Below are 13,194 nucleotides of genomic sequence, written 5' to 3' on the forward strand. Positions count from 1 at the left end.
GCTGCGCTCGCAATGACCGGGGGGAGATCTGTCCGCTCTTTACCAATAAATACCGTGCCGATGCAGTTCGCGGATCACGCGCGCTTCCGTGGACGGCTGGCGGCGCTTCGGCTTGGTTGTCCCGGTTGTGCTGGTCACCGCTGTGGCCGAGGGTTGCGCCGGCGTTGTTGCGGTGGGCGCTGTCGCGGTCGGCGGCGCGGTGGCAGCGGTTGAAGTCGGGGCGGTGGTCGCCGTCTGGACATTCGGCGCCTGCGTTGCCGCCGGGGCTTGCGTCGTCTGCGGCGTGGCCGTCGGCGAGGCCGGTTGCTCGGCGGCCGGCTGGCTTGCGCTGGTCGCCGCGAGGCTCAGACTACGCGGACCACCCGCATGGGCTTGTGTTGCGAGCAGCGACATCGCTGCTATCAGGATCAGCTTGCGCATGGCAACCCCGCTATCTGGTCAATCCGTCTTACCTAATTCGCATCCACCCGGGGCTAGCGCGCAAACCGATGCGTGCCGATTTCGATCAGAGTGGTCCGGCAGGACAGACGATAGATCAGGCTGAACAATTGACCCCACATGACCGAACTCCATTGTTGATCACGGATCAAAGCCTAACCCCGGTGTTTTTCCGGCGGTTTTCGGGGCGTGAGGAAAATGGCTTCGTCGCACCGCGATGTGATGTCGTTGGAACAGGTGGGACGAAGTCACCTCACGGGTGTGTGAGCTTTGAGCCGCTGCGCCCCCACCTCCAAGGGAGGTGGTCAGAGGGAGGATGTCAGAGTGAGGAGGTCAGAACATCTCGAAATATTCGCGGTGTTCCCAGTCGGTCACCTCGGACAGGAAACGGTCGATCTCGGCGTTCTTGATGTGGGTGTAATAGTCGACGAAGTCAGGCCCGAGCTTCTCCCGGAAGAATGGATCGTCCTTCAGCGCACCGACGGCATCGCGCAGCGATTTCGGCAAGAGCGGCGCCTTGGTCTCGTAGGGCGTGTCGGCCGACGGGCCGGGGTCGAGCTTGCGGTCGACGCCGTCGAGGCCTGAGAGTATCTGCGAGGCCATGTAGAGATAGGGATTGGCCGCGGGCTCGCCGATGCGGTTCTCGAGCCGTGTGGCGGGATCGCCGGCCGCCCCAAGCACGCGGATCATGACGCCGCGATTGTCCCGGCCCCAGATCGCGCGGTCCGGCGCCAGCGAATAGGAGCGGTAGCGCTTGTAGCCGTTGAGGGTCGGCGTGGTGAACACGGTGGAGGCGCGGGCGTGATCGAGCAGGCCGGCCAGGTACGCGCGGCCGAACGCGCTGAGCGGCTCGCCGCCGTCCTTCGCCATGAACTGGTTCTCGCCGCTCGTGCGCGAGACGATCGACTGATGCAGGTGCCAGCCGCTCGCGAACAGGTTCGGCAGTTTTGGCCGGCACATGAAGGTGGCGTGATAACCGTGGCGCCGCGCGATCTGCTTCACCGCCGAGCGGAACAGCACCATGTTGTCGGCGGGCTCCAGCCCTTTCTTCGGCGCGAAGGTGAATTCGCACTGGCTAGGCCCGAACTCGACCTCGACCGAGCGCAGGGGCAGCCCGAGCGCGACGACGTCGCGGCGCAGGATCTCCAGCACCGGCTCCATCTGATCGAAGCGCTGCTCGGTGAGATATTGATAGCCATGGCTGAGCAGGCTCACCGAAGGTGGCGTGCCGGGCTGGCCTGCGTCCTCGGCGCGCATATGCGGATCGTCGAGCTTGAAGATATGGAATTCGACCTCGAGCCCGGCGACGAAATCATGGCCGCGGCTTGCGAGATCGTCGAGCACCTTGCGGTAGAGCCCGCGCGTTGCGAACGGCACCGGGCGGCCGTCATTGAAATGGAGATCGCACAGCACCCAGCCCGTGGCCGGCGCCCATGGCAGCACGCGAAAAGTGGTGGGATCAGCGACCATCAGCACGTCGGCCGCCCCCTCCATCTCCTTCATGCCGAAGCCGCCGCCCGAGGTGAACACCGGGAATACCGTGCGGTGCGAGGTGTCCTTGGCGAGCATGGTGGTGGTGATGGAGCAGCCGCTTTCCAGCGAGGCGATCGCCTCCGACGCGATGATGGTCTTGCCGCGCAGGATGCCGTGCTGGTCGGGAAAGGCGAGGCGGATGACCTCGAGGTTCTTTTCCTCGACGAGGCGCCGCATGCGCGTCGCCGCGTCCTTCTGCTCATCCGACCACAGCGCATGACGCGCGACGAAAGTCACTTTGCCGCTCCTTCAGCTGCCGTAGGGTGGGCAAAGCGAAGCGTGCCCACCACGTCTGTCGTTCGCACGCGGGCATGGCGGGCACGGCGCTTTGCGCCTTTGCCCACCCTACGGGAGCCGACCACAGTCGTCACTCCGCCGCCGTCAACCGATGCACGTTGTCCGCGATCTCCTTCGGAACAGGCGCGGTCCACGGTGCGCCGCGGCGGCGCTTGACGTCGACTTCCATCCAGTAGGTCTCCCAGCCCCGCGTCGGCCCGATGCCGTCCATGGTCGCGGGTCCCTGGATGCTGCGCGCATTGGCCTCGTCCAGAAACAGCATCGGCTTCTCGCCGCCCAGAACCTTCTCGATTTCCTGCCGCAGCAGGCGGCGATACTGCACGATCGCCTTGTCGCTCGAGCCGAGATGCTCCTTGGTGCGATCCTGGATCGCGCCCATCGACTCCACCGCCCACTGGTCGTGGACGTTGATGTCGCTGCCCATGCCGGTATAGGTCGCGGTCTGCTGCTCGTGCGGATCGAAACCGTAATCGTTGCTGCGGTTTTTCCGCGACTTGTAGTCGGGCAGCTCGTACAGCTCGAGCCGCTGGTCGCGCATCTTCTGCTTGTCGACCGGGTTCGCGTAGCTGGTGAAGATCGCATACCAGTAGCAATTCTCGTCGTCGACCGGCACGTGCCATTGCGTGATCGTCATCTCCGTGCTCATGGGGATGACGAAGCCGTGCGGGAAGAGCTGGTTGGTGACGCGCACATGGGTGCGCTCCTCGTCGATCTCGCGCAGTGCGATCAGCCGCAATCCGTATTCGGTATGCTCGACATTGATGATCGGACGGTCGTATTCGCGCAGGATTTTTGTCATCGGAAGGTCGGAGCCGGCGGAGGCGCCGCGGAACTGCTTGCCGTAGGCCGTGGAGGTGTCCTCGTCCTCGAAGAAGCGATGCAGGTACGATGCGTGGGCGGGATCGATGCCGACTTCGAGTGCCTGGAGCCAGTTGCAGGCCATATGGCCTTTGAACGCAAAAGTGTGCGTGCCGGGCGCGACGAAGCAGTCGAGCTCCGGAAATGCCGGCGGCTCGCCCTCGCCGAGATAGGCCCAGAGGATCCCGCTCTTCTCCACCACGGGATAGGAGCGCTGACGGATGTTCTGGCAGAGCTTCGAGTCCTTCGGCTCAGCCGGGGTCTCGATGCACTGGCCGGTGGCGTCGAACAGCCAGCCATGGAAGGCGCAGCGCAGGCCGCCGTGCTCGAGCCGCCCGAAGGCGAGGTCGGCGCCGCGATGCGCGCAGTGACGGTCGATCAGCCCGTAGCGTCCGGTCTCGTCGCGGAACAGAACCAGGTTTTCGCCGAGCAGCCTGACCGGCCGGATCGGCCGCTCGCCCTCCAGCTCATCCACCAGCGCCGCCGGTTGCCAGTAGCTCCGCATCAGTCTGCCGCAGGGATCCTTCGGCCCGCTGCGGGTGATCAGGTCGTTCTGCGCCTGGCTCATCATGGCGAGTGCATCCTTCAATCTCGGAGTGGCGTTTGTTCGCCTATTGAACGAATGGGCGAATTATGACATGCCTTGGACCGGCAGCAAGCACTATTTTGCAGGAATGTCCGACGCCATGCCCAAGCTGAAGCGAAGCGAGACCGACGAGCGCGCGACGGATTTCGTCGAAAGCCTCGATCGCGGCCTGCGCCTGCTTCAGTCCTTCGGCACGACGGTAGGCCCGATGACCTTGAGCGATCTCGCCCGCGCCGCCGATCTTCCGCGCGCCACCGCCCGGCGCATGCTGTTCACGCTCCAGCGTGGCGGCTTCGTCGGTGGTGACGGCAAGCTGTTCACGTTGACGCCGCACGTGCTGACCCTTGCCGCCTCGTTTCTGCGCTCCAACCAGCTCGTCACGGTGCTGCAACCGGTGCTCGATCGCGCCGCGACTGCGGCAAATGAAATCGCGTCACTCGCGGTGCTCGACGGTGACGACGTCGTGTTCGTGGCGCGGAGCAGTCCGGCGCGGATGTTTTCAGGCGGGCTGGAGATCGGCTACCGGCTGCCGGCGTTCTGCACCTCGGTCGGCCGCGCCATGCTGGGTCAGCTCGGCGATGCCGAACTCGCCGCGCGCCTGAAAACAATGACGCGCGAAGCGCTGACGCCGCAGACGGTGACCGATCCCGGGGCGCTGCTGGCACGGATCGTCGCCGACCGCGGGCAGGGCTATTCGCTGGTCGACCGCGAGGCCGAGCCGCATTTCCGTTCAATCTCGGTTCCCGTCCGCCGCTACGACGATGTGATCGTCGCCGCGATCAACATGGGCGCCCATGTCGACCGCGTGCCGGCTCAGGAGCTGATCGACCGCTTCCTGCCGCTGCTGCGCGAGGGCGCCGACGCGGTCCGTTCGCAGTTGCTGTAGCTACAGCGCACTTCGCTCGGGCTGCCTGGCAGGCTATAATGCGCGGCACAAGAGAACAGGGAGGATGCCATGCACCATACCATGGTTCCCAGTGATCGCGTGGAGCACGTCGCCGTCTACGGGCGCGACGGCACGAAGCTTGGCACGATTGAGCGACTGATGCTCGACAAGGTCAGCGGAATGGTCACCTATGCCGTGATCAAGACCGGCGGGCTGCTCGGTACTCATCATCATTATCCGGTGCAGTGGAGCGCCCTGAAATACGATCGCGGCCGTCAGGCCTTCCAGGTCGAACTGACGATGGACGAGTTCAGCGGCGGTCCATGCGAGTTCGATGGCGATGAGTTCGATTGGGGCGACCGCTCGCGGTCCTACCCGCATCCGAATTACTGGTCGGTCTAGTCGCGTCGGAAGACTTGCAGCCCGGGTCAGCGGAGCGATAGCCGAGAGCGCTACACGTTGGCTTGATCGACGCGCTTACGGCCGGTTGCGCATCCAGTCGGCGAGACCGGACAGCGCGCGGTCGAGGTCTTGCCGCGCGGCCGCATCAGTCACCGTCTCCTCCAGCGCGCCGCGCATGCAGAGTAGCCACGCATCGCGCTCGGCATCGCCGATGGCAAAGCCGATATGGCGCTGGCGCAGCCGTGGATGGCCTTTTTCGACGGAGTAAAGTTTTGGCCCGCCGGTCCATTCGGTGAGATAGCGCTTCAGCACGTCCCTGATCAGGCCGAGATCGGCGGCATGCATCGCGCGAATGGCGTTTGCTTCCGGCAGGGTGTCCATCCGCTCGTAGAAGCGGTCGACCAGCCGGTCGATCGTGGCACTGCCCCCGATCCGCTCGAACATGGACGTTGCGACGTCGCTGTCGGCCATATCAAGTCCCGACCTACAGCGCCACGCTGCGCAGCCCGAAGCTGCGGGCTTCGTTCTGGAGCACCGGACGCACCGCATCGATCAGCCGCGCGGCCGCGGCGTCGACCGACAATCCCGCCGTATCCACCACCGCCGTCGCGCGTGCGTACAACGGCTCGCGGCTCAGCAGGATGTTGCGCAGCTCGGCCATGGCGGAGCGGTCGTCGGCCATCGGGCGGAGATCGCCCTGGCGGCGGACACGGGCCATGTGCTCCTCCGGCTCGGCCTTCAGCCAGATCGTGTAGAACGACGACAGGATCTGGTCGAAGGTCAGCGGTTCCGAGACGATGCCGCCGCCGGTCGCCAGCACCATCAGCTCGTTGCGCGCGAGCAGCTGTTGCAGCGCCGCCTGCTCCATGCGGCGAAAGCCTTCCTGGCCGTAGAGCGCGATGATCTCGGCGACCGAGAGGCCGTTCTGCTGCTCGACCTCCTTGTTGAGCTCGACGAAGCTCCAGCCGATCTTCTTCGCCAGCATCCGGCCGAGCGTGGATTTGCCGGCGCCGCGCAGGCCGATCAGAGCAATGCCGCAGAACGGCGCGCGCCGCGGCGCGGATGCGCTGCCGCCGGCGAGGACATCCTTGGCCTGAGCGATCTGTGCCGGCGTCGCCTTGCGCAGCAGATCGCGAAACATCTGCCAGTCGGGCGTCGGATCGGTCGAGGGGAGCAGGTCCTCGAGATGCGCGCCCATCGCGTCCGAGACGCGGCGCAGCAGCACGATCGAGACGTTGCCCTTGCCGCTCTCGAGCTGCGCGATGTAGCGCTCCGAAATCCCTGATACCTTGGCGAGCACTTTGCGCGACATGCCGCGCAGCGCGCGCATGGTGCGCACGCGCTGGCCGAGCTGTTCGAGGAAGCGGGATTCGGCGTCGGGACTGTCGGTCATGGACTACAGATCAGAGCCTTCTTTAGGGTTTAGGGGATGTCCCGCGGCGTGCTTTAATGAAACATAGTGCCTGCTAGCATTGACAGCAAGCCGCCACAGTGTCTTTGTATGAATTATAATTCTAAAATCGAGGGAGAAGTCCGTGAGCGAGGGATCCTATAACGCGGTGACCTGGCTGCTCGACCGTAACGTCGAGGCGGGCCGCGGCGGGAAGCTGGCTTTCGACGACACCGTCTCGCGGCTCACCTATGGCGAGCTTCAGCGCGAGACGCGGCGCGCCGCCAACATGCTGCGCCGGCTCGGCGTCCGCCGCGAGGAACGCGTGGCGATGATCATGCTGGACACGGTCGATTTCCCGATCGTGTTCCTGGGTGCGATCCGCGCCGGCATCGTGCCGGTGCCGCTCAACACGCTGCTGACGGCGGACCAATACGCCTACATCCTCGCCGATTGCCGCGCGCGCGTGTTGTTCGTGTCGGAAGCGCTCTACCCCGTCATCAGGGACGTCGTCGGCCGCATGCCCGATCTGGAGCATGTCGTCGTCTCCGGCGCCAAGCAGAACGGTCACAAGCAACTCGCCGAGGAGCTCGCGGACGAGAGCGACAAATTCACCACCGCCGCCACGCATCCCGACGAGCCGGCGTTCTGGCTCTATTCGTCCGGCTCGACCGGCATGCCCAAGGGCGTGCGTCACATCCATTCGAACATGCAGGCGACCGCCGACACTTATGCGAGCCAGGTCTTGGGCATCCGCGAGAGCGATGTCTGCCTCTCCGCCGCCAAGCTGTTCTTCGCCTATGGCCTCGGCAACGCGTTGACCTTCCCGATGTCGGTCGGCGCCAGCGTCATCCTCAACAGCGAGCGGCCGACGCCGGCGCGCATGTTCGACCTGATGAACCGCTACAAGCCGTCGATCTTCTACGGCGTGCCGACGCTGTTCGCGGCGATGCTCAACGACGAAACCATGAAGAGCGAGCGCGGCGGCGGCGCCCTGCGCATCTGTACCTCGGCCGGCGAGGCGTTGCCGGAATCCGTCGGCCTCAGCTGGAAGGCGCGCTTCGGCGTCGACATCCTCGACGGCGTCGGCTCGACCGAGCTGTTGCACATCTTCCTGTCGAACGCGCCCGGCGACATCAAATACGGCTCTTCCGGCAAGCCGGTGCCGGGTTATGCCGTGCGGCTCGTCAACGAATCCGGCCAGGACGTCGCCGACGGCGAAGTCGGTGAGCTCCTGGTCGATGCGCCTTCCGCCGGCGAAGGCTACTGGAATCAGCGCCACAAGAGCCGCCGCACCTTTGAAGGACCGTGGACCCGCACCGGCGACAAATATGTCCGCGACGGCGAGGGCCGCTACACCTTCTGCGGCCGCGCCGACGACATGTTCAAGGTTTCCGGCATCTGGGTCTCGCCGTTCGAGGTCGAGAGCGCGCTGATCACGCATCCCGCCGTGCTGGAAGCTGCCGTCGTGCCCGAGGCCGATCCGGAGGGCCTGCTGAAGCCGAAGGCCTTCGTCGTGCTGCGTCCGGGTGTGAAGACGACCGACTTGCAGGAAATGCTGAAGGAGCACGTCAAGCAGAAGATCGGCCCCTGGAAATACCCGCGCTGGATCGACGTGGTGGAGTCGTTGCCGAAGACCGCGACGGGAAAGATCCAGCGGTTCAAGCTGCGGGACGGGACGAATTGAGTGAGCGCATGTCGAACGTGACTGACACTGTCGCAGCGGACTCCACTGCGCTCCCTCCCCCGCAAGGAGGGAGGGCGGGGGACAGGGGTAGCCCAGCAAACGGTTTTCATTGTCGCGCGCCAGATGGTCTCCGCCACACCGGGAGTCCCCGTGTGGCACCCCTCTCCCTAGCCCTCCCCCGCAAGGGGGGAGGGAACGACGGAGCGCTTGGCCACGTCTCGTTCTCATCGCCCGAAGATTGAGTGACAGCATGACAAACCTCGCCCCCACCGGCTTCCTCAGCATCGATGGCGCCAGCCTCGAATACAAATGGCTCGCGCCGCAATCGGCTGACGCGCCGACCATCGTGTTGCTGCATGAAGGGCTCGGCTCCGTCGGCCTCTGGGGCGACTTCCCTGAAAAACTCCGGCAGGCAACCTCCGCCGGCGTCTTCGTCTATTCGCGCGCGGGCTATGGCCAGTCGAGCCCGGTGACGCTGCCGCGACGGCTCGACTACATGCATCGCGAGGCGCTCGACGTGCTGCCGAAAATCCTCGATGCGATCGGGTTCAAGCGCGGCCTCCTGCTCGGCCATTCCGACGGCGCTTCGATTGCGACGATCTATGCCGGCGCGCATCAGGACCACCGGCTGAGCGGCCTCGTGCTGATCGCGCCGCACTTCATCGTCGAGGACGTCTCGGTGAAGTCGATTGCCGAAATCAAGACGGCCTTCGAGACCACCGATCTCAAGGCAAAGCTTGCGCGCTGGCACAAGGACGTCGACAACGCCTTCCATGGCTGGAACGGCGCCTGGCTCGACCCCAAGTTCCGCGACTGGGATATTTCCGAATATCTCGCCTATATCCGTGTCCCTGTCATGATCCTGCAAGGCGCGAATGACCAATATGGGACACTGCGTCAGGTCGAAATCGCGCAGGAAGAGTGTTATTGTCCGGTAGATTTGAAAATCATTTCAGACGCGGGCCATTCCCCGCATCGTGAAGCGCCGGGGGCGACGCTTGACGCGATTGAGCAATTTGCAAGTGCGGCCCTGCGCGACGATCAGGGACTCCAGGGACGCGCCGCATGATGTTGCGGAGGCACGCCCTCAATGAGTGTGCCGTCGAACGCGAGCGGCCCGCTGCCGTGGCCGCAATGGGCCCACGTGCCGGGCGAGACCGGTGCGGTCGATGCGGACCACGAGACGCTCGACCTGGCCAAGGCGCTGGTGCCTTCGGCCTTTCGCGGCCATGTGCCGGCGCGCCATCCGGCGCTGCGTTACGGGCTCGCTCTCAACGACCGCGGCTATTTCTGGGAATCGCAGGAGGTGCTGGAAGCGGTGTGGGCCGCAGCGCCGCAAGGCGGCCGCGAGCGCATTCTGCTGCGCGCCTGCATCCACATCGCCAATGCGAATCTGCGGCTGCGCATGCAGCGGCTGCATTCGGCCGCCCGGCTGTTCGGCGAGGCGCTCGGCGAACTGCGGCCGCTGAATTCCCGCAAGGCGGCTGCGGCCGGCGATGGCTTCGTCGAGACCTTCCCTGTTCCGGCCCTGGTCGCGCTGTTGCAAGCCAAGCTCGGCCGGTCTGAGCTTTCCAAGGCAGACTGGATCGCCCTCGGCGCGATCGTGCGGTCCTGAATTGCGCGCATGAAACAAAATGCATGTCCATCCCGCTAAGGGGTAGACGGCTGTAAAAAGATGCACTATTGTGCATCTAACGCTAAAGCTCAGAACGCATAATCAAGCTCAAGGGTGGCCCATGGCCGGGGAAGATCGGCGCCTCGCAGGCGGCGCGACATTCATCGATTTCCAGACCGAGCCGTCCCGCTATCGGCACTGGAAGGTTGCGGTCGAAGGTGACGTCGCGACGCTGACCATGGATGTCGACGAGAACGGCGGTCTGTTCGAAGGCTATCTGCTCAAGCTCAATTCCTACGATCTCGGCGTCGACATCGAACTCGCGGACGCCGTGCAGCGGCTGCGCTTCGAGCACCCCGAGGTGAAGGTCGTGGTGATGCGCTCGGCCAAGAACCGCGTGTTCTGCGCCGGCGCCAACATCCGCATGCTCGCGGGCTCCACCCATGCCCACAAGGTCAATTTCTGCAAGTTCACCAACGAGACCCGTAACGGCATGGAGGATTCGTCGGAGAATTCCGGCCAGCGTTTCATCACCGTGGTGAACGGCTCGGCCGCCGGCGGCGGCTATGAGCTGGCGCTCGCCACCGACCACATCATCCTCGCCGACGACGGCTCGTCTGCCGTCGCTCTGCCCGAAGTGCCGCTGCTCGCGGTGCTGCCTGGCACCGGCGGCCTCACCCGCGTCGTCGACAAGCGCAAGGTGCGCCGCGACCACGCCGATTTCTTCTGCACCATCGAGGAGGGCGTGAAGGGCAAGCGCGCCGTGCAGTGGCGATTGGTCGACGAGATCGCGCCGAACTCAAAACTCGAAGCCAAGGTCGCCGAGCGCGCCAGGGAATTCGCAGCCGCCTCGAAACGCAAGGGCAGCGGCAAGGGCATCGCGCTCACCCCGCTCAAGCGCATCATCGACGAAACCAGCATCCGCTACGGCTTCGTCACGGTCGATATCGACCGCACGGCCCGCATCGCCACGATCTCGATCAAGGCGCCGGAGGCGCCGCCGCCGGCCGACATTGACGGCATGATGGCGCAGGGGGCGTCGTTCTGGCCGCTTCAGGTCGCGCGCGAGATCGACGACGCGATCCTGCACCTGCGCATCAACGAGCTCGAGATCGCGATGCTGGTGTTCAAGAGCCATGGTGACCGCGCCCACGTGCTCGCCAGCGATGCCTTCCTCGAAGCCAACAAGGTGCACTGGCTGGTCAACGAAATCCGGCACTACTGGAAGCGCGTGCTCAAACGCATCGACGTCACCTCGCGTACACTGGTGACGCTGGTCGAGCCCGGCTCCTGCTTTGCCGGCACGCTCGCCGAGCTCGTCTTCGCCGCCGACCGCTCCTACATGCTGATCGGCACCCGCCAGGGCGACAATCGTCCGCCGCCCTCGATCGAGCTGTCGGCGATGAATTTCGGTCCGTATCCGATGAGCCATGGCCTGACGCGGCTTTCGTCGCGTTTCCAGGCCGATCCGTCCGATGTGGAGCGCGCGGAAGCCACCATGGGTACCGCGATCGATGCCGAGCAGGCCGAAGAACTCGGCCTCGTCACCTTCGCGCTCGACGACATCGACTGGGACGACGAGGTTCGCGTGTTTCTGGAGGAGCGCGCCAGCTTCTCGCCCGACAGTCTCACCGGCATGGAAGCGAATTTGCGCTTCGTCGGTCCCGAGACGATGGAATCGAAGATCTTCTCGCGTCTCACCGCCTGGCAGAACTGGATCTTCCAGCGCCCCAACGCGGTCGGCGAGGAAGGCGCGCTGCGCCGCTACGGCAGCGGCCAGAAGCCGAAATTCGATATGACGAGAGTGTAGTTTTCGTGTCCCGGGCGCGCTGCGGCACCAAAAGCGCAACGCGCGTCTTCAACGCGCTATGGTGCCGCTGCGCAGAACCGGGACCCGGAACGGACCAGACAATAGGTCCCGGCTCAGCAGTGCAGCACTTCGCGCCGCACTGCGTCCGGGACACGAGACGGAGCAAGGAGATGCGGCCATGAACATGAACATCATGAACGTCGACTACTCGACCAAGATTCCGAACAACGTGAATCTCGCCGAAGACCGCCAGGTGCTCAAAGCGCTGGAAGGCTGGCATCCCGGCTACATGGACTGGTGGAGCGACATGGGCCCCGAGGGCTTCCAGGAATCGCTGGTGTATCTGCGCACGGCCTATTCAGTCGATCCGCGCGGCTGGGCCAAGTTCGACTATGTGCGCATGCCCGACTATCGCTGGGGCATCCTGCTCGCGCCGCAGGAGGAAAATCGCGTCGTCCCGTTCGGCGAGCATTTTGGCGAGCCGGCCTGGCAGGAAGTCCCGGGCGAGTATCGCGCCATGCTGCGCCGCCTGATCGTGATCCAGGGCGACACCGAGCCGGCCTCCGTCGAGCAGCAGCGCCATCTCGGCAAGACCGCGCCCTCGCTCTACGACATGCGCAATCTGTTCCAGGTCAATGTCGAGGAGGGTCGTCACCTTTGGGCGATGGTCTATCTGCTCCAGAAATATTTCGGCCGCGACGGCCGCGAGGAGGCCGATGATCTGCTGCGTCGTCGCTCAGGCGATGCCGACGCGCCGCGCATGCTGGGCGCCTTCAACGAGGCGACGCCGGACTGGTTGTCCTTCTTCATGTTCACCTATTTCACCGACCGCGACGGCAAGATGCAGCTGCACAGCCTCGCCCAGTCGGGCTTCGATCCGCTCTCGCGGACCTGCCGCTTCATGCTGACGGAAGAAGCGCACCACATGTTCGTCGGCGAGACCGGCATCACCCGCGTGGTGCAGCGCACCTGCGATGCAATGCGCGAAGCCGGCATCACCGATCCCACCGACATCGCCAAGGTCCGCGCGCTCGGCGTGATCGACCTGCCGACGATCCAGAAGAAGCTGAACCTGCACTACACGTTGTCGCTCGACCTGTTCGGCTCGGAAGTCTCGACCAACGCGGCGAATGCCTTCAACACCGGCATCAAGGGCCGCTATCACGAGACCCAGATTGACGACGATCACCAGCTCAAGAACGCGACCTATCCGGTGCTCAAGTTCATCGACGGCGAGATCAAGCTGGTCGATGAGCCGGCGCTGACCGCGCTCAACATGCGCCTGCGCGATGATTACAGCCAGGATTGCGTCAAGGGCATGCTGCGCTGGAACAAGGTGATCTCGACCGCTGGCTATCAGTTCCAGCTCAAGCTGCCGAATGTCGCCTTCCACCGCCACATCGGCGAGTTCAAGGACGTGCATGCGACCCCGGACGGTCTCTTGATCGACGATGCCACCTGGGCGAAGCGCAAGGACGAATGGCTGCCTTCGACGGCCGACGGCGACTTCATCTCCTCGCTGATGCAGCCCGTGACCGAAACCGGCCAGTTCGCCTCCTGGATCTCGCCGCCGAAAGTCGGCATCGACAACAAGCCCGGCGATTTCGAGTACGTGAAGATCGAGTCGTAGGCGACTTCTTCACCTCTCCCCGCTTGCGGGGAGAGGTCGGATCGCTCTTGCGATCCGGGTGA

12 protein-coding genes are annotated in these 13,194 nt (G+C 64.7%); 7 read left to right on the forward strand and 5 right to left on the reverse strand.

Annotated elements, in window-relative coordinates; genetic code table 11:
* Positions 1-39 precede the first annotated feature (39 nt).
* The 3 genes from JQ572_RS16790 to JQ572_RS16800 all read right to left on the reverse strand — a co-directional run bounded on the left by JQ572_RS16790 (position 40) and on the right by JQ572_RS16800 (position 3,697).
* On the reverse strand, positions 40-420 hold the full coding sequence (locus tag JQ572_RS16790; RefSeq protein ID WP_211384137.1) for a hypothetical protein: 381 nt from the start codon (positions 418-420) through the stop codon (positions 40-42).
* A gap of 351 nt (positions 421-771) precedes the next feature.
* Entirely contained in the window at positions 772-2,208 is a 1,437-nt protein-coding gene (locus tag JQ572_RS16795) for a glutamine synthetase family protein (RefSeq protein WP_211384138.1), read from the reverse strand.
* 130 nt (positions 2,209-2,338) lie between these two features.
* Entirely contained in the window at positions 2,339-3,697 is a 1,359-nt protein-coding gene (locus JQ572_RS16800; RefSeq protein ID WP_211384139.1) for an aromatic ring-hydroxylating dioxygenase subunit alpha, read from the reverse strand.
* Between the two features lie 115 nt (positions 3,698-3,812).
* Here JQ572_RS16800 and JQ572_RS16805 point away from each other — a divergent pair, with 115 nt between their 5' ends.
* Complete coding sequence (locus JQ572_RS16805; RefSeq protein WP_211384140.1) at positions 3,813-4,598, forward strand: IclR family transcriptional regulator domain-containing protein; 786 nt, start codon at positions 3,813-3,815, stop codon at positions 4,596-4,598.
* A gap of 69 nt (positions 4,599-4,667) precedes the next feature.
* A complete protein-coding gene (locus tag JQ572_RS16810; RefSeq protein WP_211384141.1) occupies positions 4,668-5,000 on the forward strand; it encodes a PRC-barrel domain-containing protein in 333 nt (110 codons plus the stop codon).
* Between the two features lie 75 nt (positions 5,001-5,075).
* Here the strand turns inward: JQ572_RS16810 and JQ572_RS16815 are convergent, their stop codons facing one another.
* Entirely contained in the window at positions 5,076-5,471 is a 396-nt protein-coding gene (locus JQ572_RS16815) for a group II truncated hemoglobin (RefSeq protein WP_211384142.1), read from the reverse strand.
* Between the two features lie 13 nt (positions 5,472-5,484).
* On the reverse strand, positions 5,485-6,393 hold the full coding sequence (locus tag JQ572_RS16820; protein ID WP_211384143.1) for a helix-turn-helix transcriptional regulator: 909 nt from the start codon (positions 6,391-6,393) through the stop codon (positions 5,485-5,487).
* Positions 6,394-6,535: 142 nt separating this feature from the next.
* Here JQ572_RS16820 and JQ572_RS16825 point away from each other — a divergent pair, with 142 nt between their 5' ends.
* From JQ572_RS16825 to boxB, 5 genes are all read left to right on the forward strand, one after another.
* Positions 6,536-8,077 (forward strand): benzoate-CoA ligase family protein, encoded by a 1,542-nt coding sequence (locus tag JQ572_RS16825; RefSeq protein ID WP_211384144.1) that lies wholly within the window; start codon positions 6,536-6,538, stop codon positions 8,075-8,077.
* Between the two features lie 250 nt (positions 8,078-8,327).
* Complete coding sequence (locus JQ572_RS16830; RefSeq protein ID WP_211384145.1) at positions 8,328-9,146, forward strand: alpha/beta fold hydrolase; 819 nt, start codon at positions 8,328-8,330, stop codon at positions 9,144-9,146.
* Between the two features lie 21 nt (positions 9,147-9,167).
* Complete coding sequence (locus tag JQ572_RS16835; RefSeq protein ID WP_211384146.1) at positions 9,168-9,692, forward strand: DUF309 domain-containing protein; 525 nt, start codon at positions 9,168-9,170, stop codon at positions 9,690-9,692.
* A gap of 121 nt (positions 9,693-9,813) precedes the next feature.
* Positions 9,814-11,502: a 2,3-epoxybenzoyl-CoA dihydrolase gene (gene boxC, locus JQ572_RS16840; protein WP_211384147.1), complete on the forward strand. Its 1,689-nt coding sequence runs from the start codon at positions 9,814-9,816 to the stop codon at positions 11,500-11,502.
* A gap of 178 nt (positions 11,503-11,680) precedes the next feature.
* Entirely contained in the window at positions 11,681-13,132 is a 1,452-nt protein-coding gene (boxB, locus tag JQ572_RS16845; protein WP_211384148.1) for a benzoyl-CoA 2,3-epoxidase subunit BoxB, read from the forward strand.
* Positions 13,133-13,194: the final 62 nt, after the last annotated feature.

The organism is Bradyrhizobium sp. SZCCT0153, from assembly GCF_018129995.1.
Classification (GTDB): domain Bacteria; phylum Pseudomonadota; class Alphaproteobacteria; order Rhizobiales; family Xanthobacteraceae; genus Bradyrhizobium; species Bradyrhizobium japonicum_G.